Consider the following 21,440-nt stretch of genomic DNA (forward strand, 5'->3'; position numbering starts at 1 on the left):
GTGACTGATTCTCCGCGCCGCGAACCGGCCGGTCGTCTTCCTGCTTGCGGTATCCCGCGCGGGGAGGACGACCGGCCGGTTCGGTCGATCGGCGGGGTCAGCGGGCGATCGGCAGCTCCACCGCCGCCGGCGGCGGCACCGGCTGCACCGCGGTGCGGGCGCCGCGCCGCTCGGTGAGCCACCTGCTCCACCAGAACAGACCCCGTGCCAGGCAGACGATCGTGACCGCGAAGAACAGGGTGTAGACGACGTTGAACAGCATCAGGACGCCGTACACCATGGCCACCGAGGCGCCGAACATGAACTGGAAGCGGGGCTTGGAGGGCGTGGTGCCCGGATCGGTGACCATGTAGTTGGTGAAGAGCACGAACGCCACCCCGGTCATGATGCTCAGCGCCGACCAGAGCTGTACGTCCCAGACGTAGTGCCGGATCAGGGCCTGGATGACGAAGCCGCCGACCCAGCCCACGATCAGCGCGACCTTCTTCGTGAGCATCGCGTTGAGGATCGTGCCCGCGGTGAGCACGACCATCGGGATGAACATCCGGAAGACGTCCGGCACGTTCTCCGTGAAGTGGTACGGCGGCGCCACGTTGACCCAGGAGAACGCGAGCAGCGTGATGGTGATGCCGAAGTTCGACGGGTTCATGAAGTGCCGCATACGTCCGGCGATCGGGGCCTGGAGCACGGCCTTCTGCCCGACGGCCACGACCACGGCGAAGGCGATCGGCCAGAACATGTCGTTGGCGTACAGCAGCATGTTGGCCGCGAGCGCGGTGATGTGGGTCGGCAGGAGGAACGTGTAGACGCCCCACGCGCCGTTGCCGCTGTAGGCCGGCCGGCGGCCCAGGGAGCGGGCGGCGACCGCCTCGATCGCCAACTCGACCGTGTACCCGATCGCCAGGGCGAACAGCGGCCAGGTCCAGGGCTGCTCGAACCCGAGCACCGTGTAGCCGAGCACGTTGAGGATGGACATGGAGATGGCGAAGTTCCGCAGGGCCAGGTAGCGGGGGTCGCGCTTGTCCACCCGGGGTACGGGCGGTCGCGTGTCGACGCCTGCAAGTGCCCGGTCCGGCCTGCTGCCGTTGCGGGTCGCGTCGGCGACCTCGGCCGTGGTGGTCACGCCCACCGGGGCGCGTTTGACGTCCGTCATGGTGTGGTCAGCTCCTGGGCTCGGTCGGTGAGCGTGAGGTCGTGCCATCCGGCGGAGAGGGGCAGGGTCTGCTGATGCTGGACGCCGTCGAGGTCGCGCCAGCTCAGTTCGACGGTGACGGGCGTGCCGCCCTGGTCACCGAGTCCGAAGAACAGGTCGAAGCTGCGCTTGCCCGAGTGCCCGCCGCCGCCGTCGAGCTGGGCGAGCTGGGTGCGGCCGTCGGCCGTGGTCACCCGGGCCTGCGCGCCGTACGCCGGGGTGCGGGCGTCGTTGCCCGTGGCGGCGCCGAGAGTGGGCCGGTGCAGCCGCAGCCCGAGGAACTCGCCTACCTGCGCCTTGGTGTTGTGGTAGTAGGCGGGCGGTCCCCACTGGCGTGCCACCGCGAAGTCCTGGCGGCCGTCGCCGTCGGTGTCACCCACCGCGATACCGCGGGTCGGGGTTCGGTCGTCCAGTCCGAGCTGCGGACTCAGATCGACGTAGCGGCCGTTGTCCTCCGGCGCCCAGAACGCCAGCGCGTTCGAGCCGGCGATGTCGTCGCCCGGCTGCGCGTTGGGCCACATGTCCGGCTCCCGCAGCATCAGGTCGTTGCTGGCGGCCAGTTCCTGAAGCCAGTTGAACCGGTTGACGGTGCCCTTGACGAAGCCGCAGGACTGCACGACGACGAGCCGTCCGCTGTTGTCGAAGTCGGCCATCTTGACGTCCCAGCCCCAGCCGACCCAGGCGAGGTTCTTCGCCGACGCCCTGTTCTCGAAGGGAGCGATGCCCTTCGAGAGCCGATCCCGCGCCTCCTGCGGGTTCGCCGCGGTGTTCTGCCAGACGAAGTTGCTCTCCTCCAGCCCCCACGACTCGGTGATGTTGCTGACGAAGGCGTCGAACCGGCCGCTGCCGCGCAGATCGGCGAAGTCGACGGCCATCCCCTTGAACGAGTCGTGACCCACGACAAGCGACTTGGGGTCCAACGGGCCACGGCGGCCCTCCGCCAGGGCGAAACTGATCTGGCCGGGGGTCGACACGTTGTGGAAGAAGCGGTCGTTGCCGAAGTCGTTGGCGAGGTACAGCTCGGGTAGCAGATCCCCGTCGAGGTCGGCGGAGGCCGAGGCGAGCGTCCAGCCGGTGGCGTACCGGGGGTCGATCGCGCTCTGCTGCTCGTAGGTGACACTCGGCTCGGCGCCGGTGGTGGCCGCCGTCCACCGCAGGATGTGCGCTCCGCCCGCGTTCTGCGCGCGGGACATGGAGTGGTTCATCTGCACGTTCGGCAGGCCCCGCGCGTCGAGCACCTGGGAGTCCGGGAAGTAGTTGAAGATTCCGATGTCGGGCCGGCCGTCGCCGTCGAAGTCGGCGACCGCTGTCGCGTTGGTGTTCCACAGCGGCCCCCGGTAGCGGCCGTCGGTGGTCTGCTGCTGCGGGATCAGCTCGACCGGGTGGTACGACGCGAGGCTCAGGCTCGCCGCGTCGCCGGCTTGCAGGAACACGACAGGTGTCCGTCCCCAGTAGACGACGAGCAGATCCGTACGGCCGTCGACGTTGAAGTCGCCGGGCGTGCAGCCCATCGGGGCGATCGCCGATCCCATCGGCAACGGCGCCGGATCCAGTACGAACGGCGCGTAGCGGGCGCCACCGCCGGGCGCCGGAGTCACGATGACGCTGTCGCTGCGGGGGTCGACGAGGCAGAGGTCGTTGGCGCCGCCCTGCCCGTCGAGGTCGTTGACCGCCACTCCGGCGCCGACCGACGAGATCCAGGACCGGATGTGCTCGTATTTCGGGTTCACCGTCCGGATCGTGCGCTGCGGCAGACCCGGCGGCAGGGCGATTGGCAGTTCGGTGAACGCGAACTGCGACGCCATCGCGCGTCGGTCCGCCGCTGATGCGGACGGCAGCCGCGAGATCGTGAACAGCCCCGCGACGAGTACCAGGACGAAGACGACGGGAATGAGTCTGCGCAGCGGACCCACTGGTTTCGGTGGCAACGATCCCCCTCGGGTTGCGCCCGACCCGGCCGGGTCGGGCTGTCGGGTGGTGCGGTCGTGGGTGACAGCGGTCCGCGGTCACCCGGTGATGTCCTCAGTCCGCCGGACGCACGGTCATCGGCAGGCCGCCGCGTATGCGCAGCGACAACATCGGCTCGGGTACGACGTCGTGCGTGGCGACAGTCGTGAGCGTCAGGTCCCGGGCCAGTACGGCGAGAACGAACGCGGCCTCCATCAGGCCGAGGTGGTTCCCCACGCAGAACCGCGGTCCCGCCCCGAACGGGATGTAGGCGTACCGCGGACGGTCGGTGGTGCGGGCCGGGTCGAAGCGCTCCGGATCGAAGCGCTCCGGCTGGTCCCAGAAGTCCGGGTGCCGGTGCAGCGTGTAGGGGCAGATCAGCACGTCGGCGCCCGCCGGCACCGGGTAGCCGCCCACCACGTCGGCGGCGAGCGCCTTGCGGGGCAGGATCCACACCGGCGGGTACATCCGCACCACCTCGTCGATGACCATCGCGGTGTACCGCAGTCGGCCCAGGTCCTCGAAGGTCGGCAGCCGGTCGCCAAGCACCGCGATCGCCTCCTCCCGCAGCCGGTGGCGCACCTCGGGATGCCTGTCGATCAGGTGCAGCGCCCAGCTCAGCGTGCTGGCCGTGGTCTCGTGCCCGGCCAGCAGCAGGGTCACCAGCTCGTCGCGCAGCCGTTGCCGTCCGACCCGTGGGTCGGCCTCGGCCCGGGCCGACACGATGAGCCGCGACAGCACGTCGTCGCGGTCACCGGTGTGGGTCCCCCGCTCGGCGACGAGCTGGTCGACGATCGTCTGCAGGCGGCGGCGGGCCCGTCGGAACCGCACCTGACGCGGCAGCGGCACCCAGGGCGGTACGGCGCTCAGCGACGCCAGCTCGAACATGGCCTGGTCCTGCACCACTGCGAAGTCGCGGCCGATCGACGGGAACCGCCCGAGGTCGGTGTCGAGCAGGGTGCGCCCGAGCACGCCGAGGGTCAGCCCCGTCATCTCCTGGAGCACGTCCACCGGGCCGCTGCGACCGAGCGTCCGCAGCCTGTCGACGAGGGCCACCGCCTCCTCCGCGACGATGCCGGCCTGCGCGGCGATGCGCCGGCTCTGGAACGCCGGCTGCGCCACCCTGCGCTGCTTGCGCCACAGCTCACCCTCGCTGGTGAGCAACCCGTCGCCGAGCGCGCGGCGGGCGTGCACCAGGCCGATGCCCTTGTGGTAGTTGGCCGCGTTGTCGGCGAGCACGTGCTTGGCGTGGTCCGGGTGGTTGAAGAAGTAGAGCTCCTTCGGACCGACAGGCAGCAGCGCGACGTCGCCGTAGCGGGCTGCCGCCGACGTCATCATGCCGAGGCGGTCACGGCCCATCGTGATGAGCATGCTGACCGCCGACGCGCGCGACGGCCCGGGCAGGGACGGGGTCGGACGGGTGACGGCGGTCATGACGTCACCACTGCCGACGGCACCCTCTCCAGCCGGCGGAACCGGCCACCGAGGAACACCAGGGCCTCGCCGTCGCCGTCGTCGTACCGGCGCATCCCGCACGGACGGCCCAGGAAGATCGTGTGGTCACCCCCGTCGTACGACCGCCACAGCTCGCACTCGATGTGGGCGGCGGCCCCGCCGAGCAGCGGCGCGGCCGTCCGCGCGCCCGGCCGCCACTCGGTGAACTCGAACTGTTCCTGCCCGAGTGGGCGGCGCCGGTCGGCGTAGTAACGCGCCACCGCCTCCTGGTCGGCGGCCAGCACGGAGACGCCGAACGCGCCGGCCCGGCCGAGCGCCTGGTGCATGAGGGCGTCCCTGCCGACACACACCAGGATCAGCGGTGGGTCGAGGGACACCGCGCTGAACGAGTTCGCGGTCATGGCGTGCGGCTCGTCCCCGCCGACACTGACCACCGTGACACCTGTGGCGAAGGTCCCGCAGACGCGGCGCATCAGCACCGGGTCGGCCAACTCGTCCGTACCGAATGTCGTCATCGTCGGACCCCGGCGGCGGCGTAGGGTTCGAGAGCGCGTTCGAGCGCTTCCGGGACCCGGGTGGGAACGGTCCGGTTGTTCGGGCCGCGCATGCAGGCGACGCGCTGGGCGCCGCGGGCGACGAGCGTCTCGCCGGCCGGGCCGGTACGCACGTAGTCGAAGCCGAACTCGAGCTGCGTCTGGGCCAGTTCGAGCAGCCGCATCCGGACGACGATCTCGTCGAACGCGGTGATCTCGGCGAAGAACTCACACTCGACCTTGAGCGTGAACAGCTTGAGGTCGTCCTGCAGGTCGGCGAGGACACTCGGCGCCCGGTCCTTCAGGAACATCTCCCGGCAGCGGCCCTGCCACCGCAGGTAGTTGACGTAGTAGACGTTGCCGACGATGTTCGTCTCCTCGAACCCGACGGTGTGCCGCAGCTCGTAGTAGCTCTCCATGCTCATCCCTCCGCACCGGCCAGAACAGTGATGACGACGCGTCCGTCGAAGCCGCGCAGGCTCGTGACGAACGAGGCGGCCCGGGCGCCCCCGGCGGCGAAGAGCACCCAGCCGGGACGGGCCGTACCGCCCAGGACGAGTGGACCGCGCATCGGCAGGCCGGCCTTCTGCATCGCCTCGACGGCGGTCCAGACCCGGGTCGCGGCGGTGTCGGCGTCCTCGCCCGAGTCGCCGGCGAGCTGCTCGGCGAGCCCGGCATGGGGGCCGAGCAGGCCCTTCCACTCCTGCGGGCTGCGCCGCGCCACGCTCTCCAGGTCGCAGCCGAGGACGCCCACTCCGGCGACCGCGAGGGTCACGCCGGCGCCGTGCGCGATCGAGACGGTGTGCTCCCCGGCGACCTCGGGCCGACCGTCCGGCCGGTAGGTGATCTCGACCGGCCGTCCGAGCGCCTGCCCGACGGCGCGGGCGCTGTCGCGTCGGCGCGTGGCGGAGCGCTCGCCCGGCTCCGGTGCCGGGTCGGCGGGCTCGATGGCGACGGCGACGTCGGTGAGCCCGAGGTCTCCCAGCCCGCGCTCCAGGTAGGGGCCGAGCAGCGGCGCCACCCAGGGGCCGGCGCCGTCCTGCTTGCGGACCGCGCGCAGCCGCAGCCCCTCCCAACGCTCGACTGTCATCCCGGACTCCGTGCGCAGGGCGATGTCGTAGACGTACGTGTCGCCGTCGCGCTCGCGTTCGGTGGCGCAGTACCGCAGCTCGCGGGCGGACGACAGCTTCTCCCCGCCGGGGTGGATGCGCTCCACGCCGACGGGCAGCAGCGTGGCGTCCGGCACGCACACCTGGTTGCCGTGCATCAGCGCGTCGCGGACGCCGGGGTCGCCCAGCAGCAGCGTCGCGGAGACGTACGGGGCGAACCACGCCGTCGAGTCGTCGGCCTCCACGACCGCGTCGACATGGCGGGCGGCGGCCCGGTGGTACTGCCGGATCCGCTGGAACCGGGGGCCCTGGAACAGGGTGCCGCCGTACAGGTCGTCGAGCGGGGCGATGGAGACCGGTGCCAGACCGTCCGGCACCTGGTCCGGAGGGCCGTCGGGCACGGCGTCCGCGCCGAGGCGCAGCCGGGCGGTGAAGTGGTCGGCGGTGAAGCCGGTCTCCTCGCTGCGGATCGCGACCTCGACGACGTCGTCGTCGGTGACGAGGGCCGCCACCCGGATCCTCGTGTGACCGTGCGGCGCGACGATGATGGGCCGCAGGAACTCCGCCCGCTCGATGACCGGCAGGACGTCGGCGCCGGAGAGGGCCGCGGCCACCTGTGCCATGGCCTCCATCCCGAACACGGCGGGGAACAGCAGGTTGCCGTCCAGGTCGTGGTCTTCGAGGTAGCGGTCGGTGCCGACGTTGAGTTCCGTCTCCACCACGAGTTCGACCTGGTGGTAGCGGACCAACGCGCGGTCGACGAAGCGCAGCAACGGCAGCGCCGGCTGGTGGTACCGGACGGTGTGGATGCCCTCGGTGCGCCCGCTGATCACCACCACGACAGGCGCCGTGGTGTCCGCGACCAGACGCCGCAGGATCGCGATGCCCTGGTCCGGGGTGATGGGCGTGACGCCCTCGCGGCTGAGCGACTCGACGACCGACAGCCGTTCACCCATGCCGACGCCCGACCAGACCGACCATTCCAGGCACCGGGTGCGGCAGCCGGGGTACGCCCAGGAGAAGGCCGTGGTCTCCTCGGCCAACCAGTCGTTGGCGGTGGCGTAGTGCGCCTCGCCGCGCAGCCCCGCCCGGCCGATGATGCTGCCGAGCGTCACGAGCAACCGGAGCCGGGACTTGTCGACCGCGTCGAGCACGGCCCGCAGGCCGTCGACCTTCGGTGCCAGCGTGCTGCGGAACGCGGCCGGGTCCAGGCTGGCCAGTCCGGCGGGTTCGTTGCGGCCGGCGCCGTGCAGGACCCCGGTGACCGGTCCGAGTTCGGCGGAGAGGTCCCGCACCGCCTGCCGGACGGCTGCCGCGTCGGTGACGTCGGCGCGGGCGTACCGCACGGTGACGCCTGCGGCGGCGATCCGGGCCAGGTTCGCGGCCAGCTCGGCGTCCTCGGCCGGGTCGGAACGGCCCAGCACCGCCAGGCTGGCGCCACTGTCGGTGGCCAGGGCGAGGGCGCACTCGGCAGTGATGCCCTTGCCCCCACCGGTCACCAGCAGCACGTCGTCCGCGCCGAGCGGGGCCTCCGTCGTCGCGGGGCGTACCGGCAGCGCGCGGAGCGTCGGTACGCGCCGTACCCCATCCTCGTGGTGCACCTCGGTGAAGCTGGTGGTCGCGGCGACCTCCCGCACCACCAGCTCCACCGCCCCGTCGCCGTCGGCGGCCAGGTGCACGACCGTGACAAGCACGGACGGCGCCTCGAGGTGCAACGTCCTGGCGATTGCCGCCGCGCCCCGGCCGTGCCCGACCAGGACGAAGCGGGTGCTGCCGGCGGCGAGGGCCTGCTGCGCTCCCCGCAGGGCCGGCTCCAGTTGTTCCTCGGTGCAGTCCGGCGGCAGGCAGACCAGGACGCCGCCGCCGAGCCCGGCCTGTTCGAGCGACGCGGCGAGGGTCGCGGCGAACGGGTGGTCGGAGGCCGCGTGCACGTGCCACCGACCGTTCGCGGCGGTGGCGTCGCCGGGAACCGGCGGCAACGGCACCTCGTCGAGGTCGAGCCGCCAGGGCCGCGCCCAGCCGGCCACACCCGCGACCACAGGCGTGGCGGTGGCGTCGCTGTCCCTGGCCGTACGCGCCAGGGTCTCCATCGTCTCCGCGAGCTCCCGGACGGTGGCGGTCGCGAAGTTGATCGGCATCTGCGCCGGTGGCAGCTCCAGACGCTGAGCGAGCTGGTTGGCCACCTGGCCGATCGTGATCGAGCTCAGGTGCAGGTCGTCGAGCAGGCGGCTGTCCGGCCTGACGAGTTCGATCGGCAGCTCGGCGCGTTCGGCGGTGAGCCGCCGCATCAGGTCCTCGGTGGACTCCTCACCCACCCCGACCGGGTCGGTGGTGGTGGACGGGGACGCCACGGCGGGCCCGCGCTCGATCGCCGCGCCGAGCTCCGGCGCCTGCTCGCAGGGGCTGGTCAGGAAGGAGAACTCGGTGCCGACCTCCAACGGCCGCACGAACCGCCCGTCGAAGAGCGCCGCCGGGGCGGGCGACGCGCCGACGACGTACGCGGCGCCGGCGACCTGCAGCAGACTCGCGAGCGAGTCGTTGTCGGTGTCCACGGCGACCGCCGGGACGTCCGTGACAGTCGTGGCGAGTCCCGTGAGCACCCGACCGGGTCCGACCTCGACGAACAGGTCGGTGTTCTTCGCGGCGAACGCGACGGCCTGGTGGAACAGGACCGGGTCGGTGATCTGGCGGCGCAGGAGGCCGCGCACGTCGGTGCCGGCGGGCAGCACCTCACCTGTGACTGTGGAGACGACGCGGGCGCCGACCTGGTGGAAGGTCTCGCCCGCGAGGGCGTCGGCGAACGTGTCCGCGGCCGGGGCGACCAGCGGGGAGTGGAAGGCGTGCGAGACCCGCAGCCGCGTCGCGCTCAGACCGGCGGACCGCGCCTTGTGGCAGACCGCCTCGATCGCGTCGACAGACCCCGAGACGACCGTGTGCTCGGGCCCGTTGTAGGCGGCCACGACCACCGGAAGCCCCGCGATGATCCCGTCGACAGTCTCGGGGGGCGCCCCGATGTCGGCCATCGTGCCGGCCTGGCTGTGCCCGGCCATGGTCCGGCCCCGGACGCCCGCGACACGCAGGAGCGTGTCGGAGTCCATGACGCCTGCCCACTGCAGGGCCACGATCTCGCCGAGGCTGTGCCCGATCGCCGTGGACGCCTCGATGCCGAGCAGCGACAGGGCGTGCTGCCCGGCAAGTGATCCGGTGACGATGCGCGGCTGGGCGACCTCGGTCGCGACGACGTCGCTGCCGGTGGGCAGCGCGGCGCGCAGGTAGACGTCCTCGACCTCGGCGAACCGTCGCCGCAGCGCGCCACCGCTGACGCCGCGTCCGGAACCCTGCCCCGGGAAGAGGAAGCTGATCCGGGCCGGGCCGCTGACGTGCCCGAGCAGGAACCGGCCGTCCGGGCGGATCAGTGTCGTCTCGCCGGACTCGACTGCCTCGCGGGCCGCGGTCAGCAGCCGCTGCGCCTCCTCGGGTGACGAGGCCACGACCGCGGCCCGGAACGGCCGGTCCTGCAGGTCGCGGTGGAGCGTCGCCGCCAGGTCGCTCAGCTCCGCGTACGAGATCGTGGACACGAAGGTGCCCAGCTCGGCGAGCCGGACGGCGAGCTCCTGCGCGGAGGCCGCGTCCACCAGCAGCAGCTCCGCGTCCTGGGCGGAGGCGGCCAGGGTACGGACGCGACGATCCGGCACTTGTCGGCGCGGGCCGTGGCGTTCGAGCACGACGTGCGTGTTGATGCCGCCGAAGCCCATGGCGGTGATGCCGGCCCGCACCGGGACCGCGCTCGGCCACGCTTCGGCCTTGCGCAGGGTGCGCAGCCGGGCGCCGTCGGCGGTGAGAAGCTCGTGGGGGTCGACGGAGCCGACGCTCGGGGGAAGCACCTCGTGGTGCACGGCCATGGCGGCGCGGATGAAACCGGCCACGCCGGCCGCGGCCTTGGTGTGACCGATCATCCCCTTGACCGAGCCGATGACCGCCGGCGGCGCGTCGGGATTCGCCGTCTCGCGCGCGCTGGACAGCGCCGTGAGCTCGGTGGTGTCCCCGACCTTCGTGCCGGTGCCGTGCCCCTCGAACAGCCCGACGGTGTCGATGCCGAAACCGGCCCGGTCGTACGCGCGGTGCAGGGCGAGCTGGTAGCCCTCGACCTCGGGTCGGGTGATGCCACCACGGCCGTCGGAGGAGACGCCCCACCCGGCCACCGAGGCGTAGATCCGGTGGCCTGCCTCGGCGGCCTGGTCGGCGCGCATCAGGACCAACATGCCGCAGCCCTCACCGGGCCAGAACCCGTTGGAGCCGCGGTCGTAGACCCGCATCTCACCGGTGGCCAGGGCGCCGGTCTTCGCGAAGCCGATGACCTCGAACGGGTCGATGGACAGGTCGACGCCGCCGGCGATAGCGACGTCCAGGTCCCCGTCGAGCAGTGCCCGGCACGCGGTCACCACGGACAGCAGTGACGACGAGCAGGCGCCGTCGACTGTGTAGCCGCCACCCTTGAGGTCGAAGTGGTTGCAGATGCGTCCGGCGATCGTGTTCGACAGGGCGCCGGCGAGCGTGTCCTCGTTCACCGGCGGGAACGGGCTCTTGTACGCCTCCTCGTAGGTGGCGAGGAAGGCGGACAGCTTCTCGTCGTCCCAGCCCTCCGCCCGCAGAGCCGCCGCCACGGTCCGCCGCACGTACGGCCAGCGCAGCCGCATCTGGTTGGCGCGGGAGAACTCACCTGTGAGCGTGTTGCCCACGATGACGCCCGTGCGCTCCTGGGGCAGCCCCTCCCCGGCCGGGAAACCCGCGTCGGCAAGTGCCGTCGCGGCGGTCTCCAGGGCCAGCCAGTGGGCCAGGTCGGTCGACCGGTACGTGCTCCCGGCGACCTTGTAGCCGACCCGGTCGAACTCGTAGCCCTCGATGACTGCGGCGTTGCGCGCGTAGAAGCGGTCCGGGGCCGCCGGGTCGGCGTCGAAGTAGTCGTCGGCGTTCATGCGGACGTCGGGGAGCCGCCGGAACGCCCGGCGACCTGCGACCGCGTTCTCCCACAGCTCCTGCGGTGAACGGGCGTCGGGGTAGCGGCACGCCATCCCCACCACGGCGATACTTGTCATTGCTCACTCAGCTTTCGTGTCGCTGGCGACGGGTCGAAGGCATTCCTGATGCGCTGGCGCCACACCTCGTAGGCGGGCAGGACGTCGTCCTGGGGCAGCCCGACCCGCACCTCGTCAGTCACCCGCGTCGCGTCGCTCACAGTCATTCCACAGAGGACACGGGTCGCCAGTTCGTTGTGCGGCAGCACCAGACCGGCCCGCTGCCGGGCCGCGGCGCCGAACGACGCGCCCTGCGCGAGGTCCGGCCGGTACGTCCCCGCGCACTCGGCGAGCCAGTTCAGTTCCCGCTCACTCGCGCCGCCCGCGTAGCAGACGGCGAGGCCGGCACCGGCGTACAGGTCGCGGCGGCGGTCGACGGGGAACGCGTCGAGGAGGCGGACGAGTTGCTCGGGGTCCGTTCCGGCCACGAACCAGCAGGCCCGACCGATGCCCTGGTCGATGGCGCGCACCGAGTAGTCCCGGGGGCCGTCGGCCGGCCACGCGAAGGTGGACGGCCGGCGCCGCTGGCGCACGTACCTGTCGGTCTTGAAGTACGCCTCGTGGAACCCGTACCCGTCGAGGACGAGCCAGCGCAGCAGCGGGTCCGGGGCGTACAGGCGGTGCCACAGCAGACGCGGCAGGCGGGCCATCGCCCAGCCCACTCCGACGTACGCCATGTAGACGTGCTCGTCGTGGTCGGCGAGGAACCGCGCGACGTGCCGCGGACGCCCGGGCAGGGCGTCGCGGATGGCGAATGCCATCGCCGCGCCCTCGTACGCGAAGCCCCGGTACGCGGCAGGCGTGGCCTCGACCGAGGGCGCCGCTCCTGCCGGGCTGTTCGCCTCCGCGGCTGCCCCGTATCCGTGCAGGAACGAGCTACCGACTGTTTCGAGGCGCTCGCGTGCCTGCTCGTCCTTGAAGTGGAATCCGCGCGTGCTGATTTTGGTCTGCCCCACGTCGGGGGTCAGAATACGGCGTCGAAGTCTGGTCAATGAACTCATCGTATGCTCCGGCCTTCCCGCTGAGACCTCATTGTTACGCGACTATCCGCGGTGGAACTTCTCCTGCATTGCGGCGGTTGCCTGCGGCGCGTGAAGGACAGCCGGTTTCCGCAGCTCATCGGCCTTTGCCAACGATCGGGTGGATAGTGGACAGCGGGAATGACCATTACGGTTCGGTTACCGCAACACAGGAGATGGACTCGGGGGGTGGCCCGATACCACGATGACTGGCATCCGAACGACACCTCCGGAATTGACATCCGGACTTCCTCGAAGGAGCGTGCCGTGGAATCCGACGAAGCGGCCGAACACCGGGTGCGTACGATGGTTTTGGAGGCATTCGCCGACACCATCATCCCGGGTGAGAAACGCGGTCCTGACGATGCGGCGATCGCCGGCGTCGACGTCGGCGGCGGCGCCGTCGCGGGCGGCGCGATCGAACTGCTCGAAGACCCCGCCGGTGGGCTGGCGCCGGCGCTCGACACGATCTGCGTGGAACTCGACGAGTACGCCCGGGAGCACGCCGCCGCCACGGGCCTCGACCTGGACCCGGACCTGCCGCCCTTCGTGGGCCTGCCGTTCGAGGCCCGGACCGCGCTTGTCGAGAAGCTGACCAGCCCCGATCACCCGGACAAGCAGATGTGGGTCGGGCTGGCGCTCTTCTGCAACATGGCCTTCGACAGCGCGCCGCACATGCACACCGTGGACGCGTTGGCATCCGGGCATCCGGGCCTGCTGGCGATGGGGTACGAGTCGCCCGAGCCGGACGGGCTCTGGCGGTTCCCCACCTTCTCGTACGGCCGGCAGCTCGCCGACCCACACCCGTCCACCACCGCCACGGGGAGCCCGGCATGACGACCACCGAGTCCACAGACGTCCTGGTCATCGGCAGCGGCTTCGGCGGCGCCATCGCCGCGTACCACCTCGCCGCGGGAGGGGCCCAGGTCAAGGTCTTCGAGCGTGGCCCGTGGCTGAAGGCCGACGACTTCGAGCACGACTTCAAGCTGGGCGCGTCGTACACCCGGGTCTTCGACTTCGTCATCGGTGACGGCATGAGCGTGCTGGGCGGCAACTGCGTGGGCGGCGGCAGCGTGGTCTACTTCGCCACGATGCCGCGGGCGCCACGGTTCGTCTTCGAACGCCACGGCAGCATCGGGCGACGCATGTGGCCCGCCGCAATCAGCCGGGACACCCTCGAGCCCTGGTACGACCGGGTGGCCGAGGCGCTGCCGGTGACCCAGCAGACCTGGGACCGGGTCCCGTACGCCGGTGGCCTGTTCGCCGCCGCCTGCCACCACGCCGGTCGTACCGCCAACCCGGCGCCGTCGGCAATCGACGTGGACATGTGTACGAACTGCAACTGGATGATGGCCGGGTGCCGCTTCGACGCCAAGCGGTCGCTGCTGCTCAACTACCTGCCGGCCGCCCTGGCGCACGGCGCCGAGATCCGGCCGCTGCACGAGGTGCAGCACCTGGTCCGTAACGCCGACGGCAGCTACCGGGTCCACTATCGGGTGGTCGACGAGGAGGACTACCGGATCCTGCACGGCGAGGGGACGATCGACGCGAAGATCGTCGTACTCGCCGCGGGCGCGGGCGCCACACCTGTGATCCTGCAACGGTCGGAGCCCCATCTGGGCCGGATGCCGCACGCGGTCGGGCGGTACTTCTCCGGCAACGGCGAGCGCCTCAACACGGCAGTGTTCGACGAGGATCGGGTCCGCGAGGTGCTGAAGCTGTCCCGGCCCGACGGGCGGGCCTACGAGGCGTACCAGATCGGGCGGGGCCCGACGGTCGCCAGCTGGGACCGGCTCGACGGCGCCCTGCCCGAGTTCGAGCGCTACTCGCTCGAACAGCTCTACTTCCCGCCCGCGCTGGGCACGATCCTGGCGCAGGTGCCCGACGCGAGCCCCAGCTGGTTCGGCCGGGAGAAGAAGGAGATGCTGCGCCGCTGGCAGTCGTGGCTGACGATCTTCACCATGTCGGAGGACGACAACGAGGGCGTCTTCGGGCCGCCGCCGGAGACCGGCAACGCCCACCGCTTCTCCCAGCAGATGCTGGGCCACGGCCCGCTGCGGTACCGGCCCACGGAGAACACCCGGCGCGGTTGGTCGCTTGCCGACGCCGACGTCAAGGACATCCTTGAGCGCGACGGGCTGTCCCGCGTGATGCCGTGGACGAATGACCTGGTGGGCGCCTACACCGTGCATCCCCTCGCCTCGTGCCGCATCGGCGACGACCCGGCGACCTCGGCCCTGGACGACCGCCACGAGCTGCGCGGGCACCCGGGCATCTTCGTGACCGACGGATCGGCGGTGCCCGGCGCGTTGACCGTCAACCCGGCCTCGACGATCGCCGCCCTCGCCGAACGGGCCATGCCGGGCATCGTGCGGGCCGCGCGGGACCGGGGCGTCGCGGTGACCTACGGGGCGCCGTCGCCGGACGGCGAGACCGCGGGACGGCGTGCGGTCGCCCACCTACGGTCATGAGTCTCACGGTCGCCGGGCTCACCCGGCGGGCCACCTTCGCGCACCTGCGGCACGTCTCCCCGGTGCCTCCGGAGACCGCGCCGGTCCAGGTCCGCCAGGTGTACGAGCAGGTCGAACGCGACTTCGGCCTGCTCGCACCGCCCATCGCCCTGCACGCCGCCGCGCCGGAACTGCTCGCCGCGGCCTGGTGCATCCTGCGCGAGACCCTGCTCGTCTCGGGCACGACGAGCCGTCGCGAGCGCGAGGTGGTGGCGGCAGCGGTGTCGGCCGCCAACGACTGTCCCTACTGCGTGGACGTCCACCAGGCGGCCGTACGCGGGCTCGGGGGCCGACGTGCCTCGCCGCCGCCGCTACCGGCGGTCCTGTCGCCGGAGCTGATCGGCGTGGCAGTCGACTTCCACTACCTCAACCGCATGGTGAACGTCTTCCTGCGGGACTCGCCGCTGGCGGCGGTTCCCGCTCCCCTGCTCGGTGGCGCCCGCAGCGCCGCGGCGCGGGTGATGGGTCGGCTGGCCGGCCGGGAGGCGGTGGCCGGGCAGTCCCTGCCACTGCTGCCCGGAACGGCCGGCACGGTGCGGCGCCTGCCGGACGACCTCCGGTGGGCGGCGGAGCTGCCCCACGTGGCGGCGGCCATGACGGGAGCGGCGGCGGTGGTCGAGGACGCCGGGCAGCGGTCGGTGCCGCCCGCCGTGCGGCAGCTCGTGCGCGAGAGCCTGGTCGACGGCACCGTCGCCCCGGGCGACCTCGCGGGGGCCACGGACTGGCTCGACTCGCGGCTTGTCGGTCTGTCCTCGGCGGACCTGGCGACCGGGCGACTGGCGATGCTTGTCGCCTTCACCTCGTACCGGGTGCCCGACTCGGCGGTGGCCGCCGTCCGTGCCGAGGGCCACGACGACGCGGCGCTGCTCGGCCTGGCGGCCTGGGCCGCCCTGACGGCGGCGCGCCGGCACGGCGACGCGCTCGCCACGGCGTACGAAGCGAACTGTTGACCGACGAACGTCGGCCGGCCCCGACCGGAAACGGTCGGGGCCGGCCTCGCTGCGCGGTCAGACCTTCGGCACGTCGAACAGGGAGGGGAACTTCGCGATAAGCGCGAGGTCGCCCCGGGTACGCAGCCGGCCCTTCATCGTGAGCACGACCGGATGCGCGTTGCCGGTCACCACCAGCAGGAAATCGGCGCCGCCGATCGTCAACGTCAGATTCGGCTCCCGATCGGCGACGGGCGACACCCGGCACACCCCGTCCGCGATCTCCAGTTGGTAGCGGTCGACACCGCCGTCGGGCCGGTCACCGATCACCCAGTGGATGACCGCGTCGAGACCGGCCGCCCGGTCGGCCCGGAACACGTCCGGCATCCGCCGGAAGACCTCCCGCAGCAGGGCGTCCCGGCGTTCCCCACTCATCAGCGCGCGGACCTCCGGCAGCGGGGTGCGCTTGACGAGGATGGCGAGATCACGGGGCGCCAGCGCCGCCGGATCGGCGTTGTCTGTGGTCATCTCCAGGCTCCTTCGGTCGTCGTCTGTACGCGGGTCGGGACCTAGCTGTCGCTGATGCCGGCGGGCTGGGCGATCCGCTCGCGGATCACCCGCCGCCACTGCTCGTAGGCCGGCCCGTCGCCGTGCCCGTCGACCGCCGCGGCGTCGGCCAGTTCGGCGGCGGCCTCCGACGACAGGCCGGTCAGCGCCCGCACCGCCGTCTCGGTGTGCTCCGGGCAGTAGCCCGCCCACGTCCGCGCCTTGGCCGCGAAGACCGCGCCCTGGGCGAGGTGCCGGCCGTGCTCGCCGGCCAGCGCCCGCAACGACTCGAAGCCCGCGGTGTCGCACCCGCCGGCGAACGTCGCAGCCAGCCCCACACCGCTCCACAGGTCCGCGCGGCGCGGGGCCGCGAAGCCGTCGACGGTCGCCGCCACCGCCGCCGGGTCCGCCGCGTGCCGGAACCACAGCGCCCGGCCGACTCCCTGGTCGAACGCCCGCGGGAAGTAGTCGGCGTGCCCCTGCCAGGGGTACGACTGCGGCCTCCGCTGCCCGACGATCCAGGTCTTCTGGTCGAAGTACGCCTTGTCGAAGCCGTAGCCGTCGACGGCCAGCCAGCTCATCGTCGGGTGGTACGGGATCCCGGTGAGGTCCGGCAGCACCTTGCGCCACAACACGCGCGGCAGCCGGGCCATCGCGAAGCCGATGCCGATGCAGGCGAGGAAGTAGTGCGGGCGCCCCGGCCCTTCCAGCAGCTCACGGGTACGGGAGCCGCCTGCCGTGGCATCGAGCACCGTGTAGGCCATCGTCGCGCCCTCGTACGCGAAGCCACGGCGTTCCGGGTCCACGAGAGCGAGCCGGCGTTCCAGCTCGGCGACGCGCGGACCCTCGATCGCCCACTCGAAGCCGCAGACCACCGCCTGCGGAATCGCCTCCAGGTGCACAGTGGTCGCGGACGCCGTGACCGGGAATCCGAGCGCGGCGAAGGAGACCTGCTCCAGCGAAGGCGCGAGAACCATGCGGCGCATCGACCCGAACACTCTCGACATACCGGCCACCCTTCGTTCGGTGCCGCGGAGGCGGTCACCGCGGCGATTTCATCCTCGCCGGGTTCGGGGAGCCGCGCGTCTCCGAGCGTGCCCGGTCGGATCCCGGCCCTGCGCTGGGCTTTCGACGTGGAAGCGGACGGTCGGAGAGGGCACTTCGCAGTGGTGGCCGCAGGCGTGAAATCCCGCTCCGCGTCGACAGTGCGATCGGCGCGGAGCGGGATCATCGGCACCTGACGGGTGTCGCCGCCGGGTGGGGTCCACCCGGCGACGACACCCGGATCAGTTGGCCCGATCCGCGAACTGACCCGACTCCCGGCCGGGGCCGGCGGGGCCCCGATATGCCTGGGCGATCTCCAACCAGTGCGTGGCGATCTCCCCCTGGGCACGGACCGCGAGATCGTCGCGGTGTCGGCGGCGGGTGACCAGGAGACAGAAGTCCTCCGCGGGCCCGGTGACGCGCTCCGGCGAGTCTTCGGGGCCGAACTCCCACAGCGCGCCCGACGGGGCGGTGATCTCGAAGCGGAACTCGACGTCCGGGGTTTCGAGGCCGCGCGCCTGGTAACCGAAGTCCCAGGTTCGGACCGCGAAACCCACGATCTGGCCGATCCGGTCGGTGAACGTGCGCCGGACGCCGAGGGCGTCGGCGATGTCCTGGCCATGGGCGAAGAGTTCCATCATCCCGGCCATGGCCAGCACCGCCGCCGGCAGCGGGCGTACCAACCATGGGACGAGCTGGTTCATCGGCAGGGCGCCCAGCGATTTCTCGGCCCACGCCCGCTCGTCACGCCAGCGCCGCAACAACTCGGCGGGCTCCTCGGCGAGGTAGCCGGACAGTGCCGCGGTGACGTTGGCGTTGAAGTCGGCGCCCAGCCGTCCCGTCATGGCGACGAACTGTTCGGGGTCGGCTGCCGCCAGCCCGGCCATCCGGAAGGTGGCCGCCAGGTGGGCGATCTGGTGGGCGACGGTCCAGCCGGGCGCGGGGGTCGGCAACGCCCACGCGGCCACGTCGAGGTCGCCGACCAGACGGTCGAGATCGTCGCCGTCGGCGGCCAGATCGGCGATCACCCTGGGATGCTGTTGTTCGGTCACGGTTCTGCCTCTCAGTTCGATGGCGTCCGGACGGCTCGGTCAGTGCCGAGGGACGGTCGCGAGATCGACGGGAGCCGCCTGCCGGCGTCCGCCCAGCAGGGCGATGGCGATGACGAGCCCGACGGCTGTGAAGATCGCGCAGGTGATGAACGCGGGGCGGAAGCCCGCCGCCGGCGCGGCGTCGGTCGAGAAGGAGACGAGCACCGTCGACACGATGGCGATCCCCAGACCGCCGCCGATCTGCTGGGAGGCGGTGTTCATCCCCGACGCGAGGCCGAGATCGGTTTCGGCGACACCGGCGAGAGCGGCCGCCGAGGCCGCGACCGTGCCGAGTCCCAGGCCGGTGCCGAAGACGAACAGGCCAATGAACAGCCCGACGGACGACCCACCGGACGCCACGGCCTGCGCCAGCAGCAGGCTGCCGGCCCCGAGCAGGACGAGGCAGATCGCCGCCACCGGCCGGAAGCCGTACCGCGTGATGAACGACTGCCCGGCGTACGAGCCGACCAACGCCATCAGTGGCATGATCGACTGCCGGATGCCGGATTCCAGAGCGGTGTCCCCGAGCGGGCCCTGGGTGTACTGGGCGATGGTCACCGACATCCCGAAGGCACACATGATCATGGTGACCATGACCAGGTTGCCGCCGACAAGCGTCGGCGAGCGCAGCAGCCGCAGCGGCAGCAGGGGCTCGCTGGACCGCGCCTCGATGGCGACGAACACTCCGGCCAGCACGATCGCCGCGGCGGCGGTGCCCAGGGTCTGGACGCTGAGCCAGCCCTCCGACGGCGCGCTCACGAGGGCGTAGATCACGAGAACCAGCGCCGCGGTGCTCGTCACGGCGCCCGCGACATCGTACGTGCGCCTGGCGTTCAGGTCCCGGCTCTCGCGCAGCAGAACCGGGATGAGGGCCAGCATCAGAAGCGCCACCGGCACGTTGACGAAGAAGACGGCGGGCCAGCCGAAGCTGCTGGTGAGCCAGCCGCCGATGAGCAGACCCACTGTCGCGCCGACACCGGCGATGCCGGCCCAGCCGGCCAGGGCGAGATGCCGCTCGCGGCCCTCGGGGAACATGCTGGTGAGGATCGAGAGCGCGGTCGGCGCCATCAGGGCCGCCGAGAGGCCGTGCACGGCCCGGGCGGTGATTAGCACCTCACCGTTCCACGCGAAGCCCGAGGCCAGCGAGACCAGCAGGAACAGCACCGTGCCGACGAAGAACATCCGGCGACGCCCGAGCAGGTCGGCGGCTCGGCCACCGAGCAGCAGCAGGCCACCGAAGGTGACGAGGTTGGCGCTGAGCACCCACTGGGCCGCGCTGGGGGTCAACTGGAGCTCGGTGCCGATCGTCGGCAGCGCCAGGATGACGATCTGCGTGTCGAGAATGACCATGAAGTTCGCGGTGCACAGCAGGACGAGCGCCCACCATCGGCGCGAGTCCGGCGGCGCTACGGTGCCGGCGAGCTGAGCTGTGTCCATGTCGCTGTCCTTCGTCTCGATAGCTGGAGGGGTCAGCGCCGCGAGCGCAGCACGCGGGAGATGATTGCGGGGCGCATGAGCGCCTGCGGCGGATCGACCAGGCCCGCGGAGCGCAGGAAGGCAGTCGTCAGCACGCCGTCGTGGGCCGCTGCCGCCTGCAGGCGGGGGATGTAGACATTGCCCATCCGCACCTTCGCCGTCCGTCGGCCCACCACACCGGGGAAGCCGAGATCGGCTCCGGCTGACATGTCCCACGGCGCGTCGATGAGCCGAGACAGGTCGCGGAAGAAGGCCCGCGGCGTCGGCGGACCGGAACGCACGTGCTCGCCAAGCAATCGGGCGGACATCGCCGCCACCGTCATGCCCTGGCCGTAGACGGGATTGAAGACACACGCGGCGTCACCGAGGACGATCAGCCCATCCGGCGTCCGCGCCAGCCGATCGTAGCGCCGACGGATGCTCGCCGGGAACCGGAAAGAAGCCGCCTTCCCCATCGGCTCGGCGTCGCGGACCGCCTTGTAGATCTCCGGTACGGGCAGGGACTGCACGTACGCCAGGAATCCATCGTGGTCGGTCGGCGGCCGGTCGCCCAGGATGCCGGTAAGCGAGACGGCGTACCGGTCGGGCATCCGGGCGAAGATGGCGCCGCGCGGCTGCGCCGGGGTGGCGACCGGGAGCAGCGCGATGTCCTCGCCGATCGGGTCGAACGACAGCGGACCGTGAAAGTCCATAGTGGTGTACGTCAGGTCCATCTTGACCCGCTCCTCGGGCACCCGCTGGTAGCCCAGCTCCTCCAGCCAGAGCGGGGTCCGCGAGCCACGCCCTGTGGTGTCGACGACCAGATCGGCGTCGAGGACCTCCTCGGGTGCGCCCGGCGCACGCCCCTGCACGCGGACACCGGCTATCCGCTGCCGGTCCGGCGACGCGACCAGGCCCACGATGTCGGTGCGCTCCCGATAGGTGACGTTGCCGAGAGCCCGAACGCGGGCGCGTACACGCGATTCGAGCAGCGGGCGTCCACTGGCGACACACACCAATCCGGTCTCGGCCTTACGGATCATCTGGCCGTTGAAGTACCAACTGAGGCTGGTGCCGAAGTCGCCGATCGGCACCCCGCCGGCCACCAGCTCGTCGGTGAAACCCGGGAACAGCTCCTCCAGGATCTGCTGGCCGCGGGCGAGCAGAGCGTGGATGTGGTGACCCTGCGGTGCCGCCTGGCGGGGCTCGACCGGCCCGAAGAGGTCGTCGCGATCGACGACGGTGACCCTCTCGCAGGCCGGAGACAAGACCCGGGCCGCCAGTGATCCGGCGACGCTGCCGCCGAGGACCACCGCATGCTCAATCAGCGGAACGCCCATTATCGTCAGCCTCCTGGATTGGGACAAGAAATCAATTGTTGCCAGTTATGGTATCGACCGGAAGAGTCAATTCTTCTTCCAGAATGCTCTGTGCGAAAAGGGATTCCGCAAGTCTTTCCGGCCCATCTCCGCATCGCTAGCATGGTCTGCGGACGCCGCCGCGATGTCCCCTGTCGCGAGGAATAGCGTTCCGTT

Annotated in this window: 15 protein-coding genes; 3 read left to right on the plus strand and 12 right to left on the minus strand. The window is 71.6% G+C overall.

The annotated features are described in order from the left end of the window. Positions 1-97: 97 nt before the first annotated feature. The 7 genes from OOJ91_RS30850 to OOJ91_RS30880 all read right to left on the minus strand — a co-directional run bounded on the left by OOJ91_RS30850 (position 98) and on the right by OOJ91_RS30880 (position 12,312). Entirely contained in the window at positions 98-1,153 is a 1,056-nt protein-coding gene (locus OOJ91_RS30850) for an enediyne biosynthesis protein (protein ID WP_266250542.1), read from the minus strand. Continuing rightward, positions 1,150-3,120: a CRTAC1 family protein gene (locus OOJ91_RS30855; RefSeq protein WP_266250544.1), complete on the minus strand. Its 1,971-nt coding sequence runs from the start codon at positions 3,118-3,120 to the stop codon at positions 1,150-1,152. Before OOJ91_RS30855 ends, OOJ91_RS30850 begins: the two co-directional genes overlap by 4 nt. A 94-nt stretch (positions 3,121-3,214) precedes the next feature. Beyond that, a complete protein-coding gene (locus OOJ91_RS30860; RefSeq protein ID WP_266250546.1) occupies positions 3,215-4,573 on the minus strand; it encodes a cytochrome P450 in 1,359 nt (452 codons plus the stop codon). Beyond that, entirely contained in the window at positions 4,570-5,109 is a 540-nt protein-coding gene (locus OOJ91_RS30865; RefSeq protein ID WP_266250548.1) for a flavin reductase family protein, read from the minus strand. Before OOJ91_RS30865 ends, OOJ91_RS30860 begins: the two co-directional genes overlap by 4 nt. Then, a complete protein-coding gene (locus tag OOJ91_RS30870; RefSeq protein WP_266250550.1) occupies positions 5,106-5,546 on the minus strand; it encodes an acyl-CoA thioesterase in 441 nt (146 codons plus the stop codon). Before OOJ91_RS30870 ends, OOJ91_RS30865 begins: the two co-directional genes overlap by 4 nt. Before the next feature lie 2 nt (positions 5,547-5,548). Continuing rightward, entirely contained in the window at positions 5,549-11,332 is a 5,784-nt protein-coding gene (locus OOJ91_RS30875; protein WP_266250552.1) for a type I polyketide synthase, read from the minus strand. Continuing rightward, positions 11,329-12,312 (minus strand): DUF1702 family protein, encoded by a 984-nt coding sequence (locus tag OOJ91_RS30880; protein ID WP_266250554.1) that lies wholly within the window; start codon positions 12,310-12,312, stop codon positions 11,329-11,331. Before OOJ91_RS30880 ends, OOJ91_RS30875 begins: the two co-directional genes overlap by 4 nt. Before the next feature lie 285 nt (positions 12,313-12,597). On the opposite strand from OOJ91_RS30880, the gene OOJ91_RS30885 reads away from it, so the two are divergent. The 3 genes from OOJ91_RS30885 to OOJ91_RS30895 are packed head-to-tail and all read left to right on the plus strand — an operon-like array spanning position 12,598 to position 15,790. Next, on the plus strand, positions 12,598-13,167 hold the full coding sequence (locus tag OOJ91_RS30885) for a DUF5987 family protein (RefSeq protein WP_439117144.1): 570 nt from the start codon (positions 12,598-12,600) through the stop codon (positions 13,165-13,167). After that, positions 13,164-14,801 carry a GMC family oxidoreductase N-terminal domain-containing protein gene (locus tag OOJ91_RS30890; protein WP_266250555.1) on the plus strand — a complete coding sequence of 546 codons (1,638 nt, stop codon included), beginning with the start codon at positions 13,164-13,166 and terminating at the stop codon, positions 14,799-14,801. Before OOJ91_RS30885 ends, OOJ91_RS30890 begins: the two co-directional genes overlap by 4 nt. Next, on the plus strand, positions 14,798-15,790 hold the full coding sequence (locus OOJ91_RS30895; protein ID WP_266250557.1) for a carboxymuconolactone decarboxylase family protein: 993 nt from the start codon (positions 14,798-14,800) through the stop codon (positions 15,788-15,790). The genes OOJ91_RS30890 and OOJ91_RS30895 overlap by 4 nt, the downstream gene beginning before the upstream one ends. A gap of 57 nt (positions 15,791-15,847) precedes the next feature. On the opposite strand, the gene OOJ91_RS30900 is transcribed toward OOJ91_RS30895, so the two are convergent. The 5 genes from OOJ91_RS30900 to OOJ91_RS30920 all read right to left on the minus strand — a co-directional run bounded on the left by OOJ91_RS30900 (position 15,848) and on the right by OOJ91_RS30920 (position 21,245). Then, positions 15,848-16,297: an SCP2 sterol-binding domain-containing protein gene (locus OOJ91_RS30900; RefSeq protein WP_266250559.1), complete on the minus strand. Its 450-nt coding sequence runs from the start codon at positions 16,295-16,297 to the stop codon at positions 15,848-15,850. Between the two features lie 41 nt (positions 16,298-16,338). Continuing rightward, positions 16,339-17,322 (minus strand): DUF1702 family protein, encoded by a 984-nt coding sequence (locus OOJ91_RS30905; protein WP_266250561.1) that lies wholly within the window; start codon positions 17,320-17,322, stop codon positions 16,339-16,341. Positions 17,323-17,601: 279 nt separating this feature from the next. After that, the gene (locus tag OOJ91_RS30910; protein ID WP_266250563.1) at positions 17,602-18,411 is read right to left on the minus strand and encodes a TIGR03084 family metal-binding protein; all 810 of its coding nucleotides are present in this window, start codon (positions 18,409-18,411) and stop codon (positions 17,602-17,604) included. A gap of 39 nt (positions 18,412-18,450) precedes the next feature. Beyond that, positions 18,451-19,887, minus strand: a complete 1,437-nt coding sequence (locus OOJ91_RS30915) for an MFS transporter (RefSeq protein WP_266250565.1) — start codon at positions 19,885-19,887, stop codon at positions 18,451-18,453. Positions 19,888-19,919: 32 nt separating this feature from the next. Then, entirely contained in the window at positions 19,920-21,245 is a 1,326-nt protein-coding gene (locus tag OOJ91_RS30920) for an FAD-dependent oxidoreductase (RefSeq protein ID WP_266250567.1), read from the minus strand. Between the last annotated feature and the right edge of the window lie 195 nt (positions 21,246-21,440).

The sequence above is a fragment of the Micromonospora lupini genome, assembly GCF_026342015.1.
GTDB lineage: Bacteria > Actinomycetota > Actinomycetes > Mycobacteriales > Micromonosporaceae > Micromonospora > Micromonospora lupini_B.

Bases quoted from the DNA above. Each gene is read 5' to 3' on its own strand.
- OOJ91_RS30850 (WP_266250542.1), bottom strand. From the start codon at position 1,153: ATGACGGACGTCAAACGCGCCCCGGTGGGCGTGACCACCACGGCCGAG.
- OOJ91_RS30860 (WP_266250546.1), bottom strand. From the start codon at position 4,573: ATGACCGCCGTCACCCGTCCGACCCCGTCCCTGCCCGGGCCGTCGCGC.
- OOJ91_RS30865 (WP_266250548.1), bottom strand. From the start codon at position 5,109: ATGACGACATTCGGTACGGACGAGTTGGCCGACCCGGTGCTGATGCGC.
- OOJ91_RS30870 (WP_266250550.1), bottom strand. From the start codon at position 5,546: ATGGAGAGCTACTACGAGCTGCGGCACACCGTCGGGTTCGAGGAGACG.
- OOJ91_RS30875 (WP_266250552.1), bottom strand. From the start codon at position 11,332: ATGACAAGTATCGCCGTGGTGGGGATGGCGTGCCGCTACCCCGACGCC.
- OOJ91_RS30880 (WP_266250554.1), bottom strand. From the start codon at position 12,312: ATGAGTTCATTGACCAGACTTCGACGCCGTATTCTGACCCCCGACGTG.
- OOJ91_RS30890 (WP_266250555.1), top strand. From the start codon at position 13,164: ATGACGACCACCGAGTCCACAGACGTCCTGGTCATCGGCAGCGGCTTC.
- OOJ91_RS30895 (WP_266250557.1), top strand. From the start codon at position 14,798: ATGAGTCTCACGGTCGCCGGGCTCACCCGGCGGGCCACCTTCGCGCAC.
- OOJ91_RS30900 (WP_266250559.1), bottom strand. From the start codon at position 16,297: ATGACCACAGACAACGCCGATCCGGCGGCGCTGGCGCCCCGTGATCTC.
- OOJ91_RS30905 (WP_266250561.1), bottom strand. From the start codon at position 17,322: ATGTCGAGAGTGTTCGGGTCGATGCGCCGCATGGTTCTCGCGCCTTCG.
- OOJ91_RS30915 (WP_266250565.1), bottom strand. From the start codon at position 19,887: ATGGACACAGCTCAGCTCGCCGGCACCGTAGCGCCGCCGGACTCGCGC.
- OOJ91_RS30920 (WP_266250567.1), bottom strand. From the start codon at position 21,245: ATGGGCGTTCCGCTGATTGAGCATGCGGTGGTCCTCGGCGGCAGCGTC.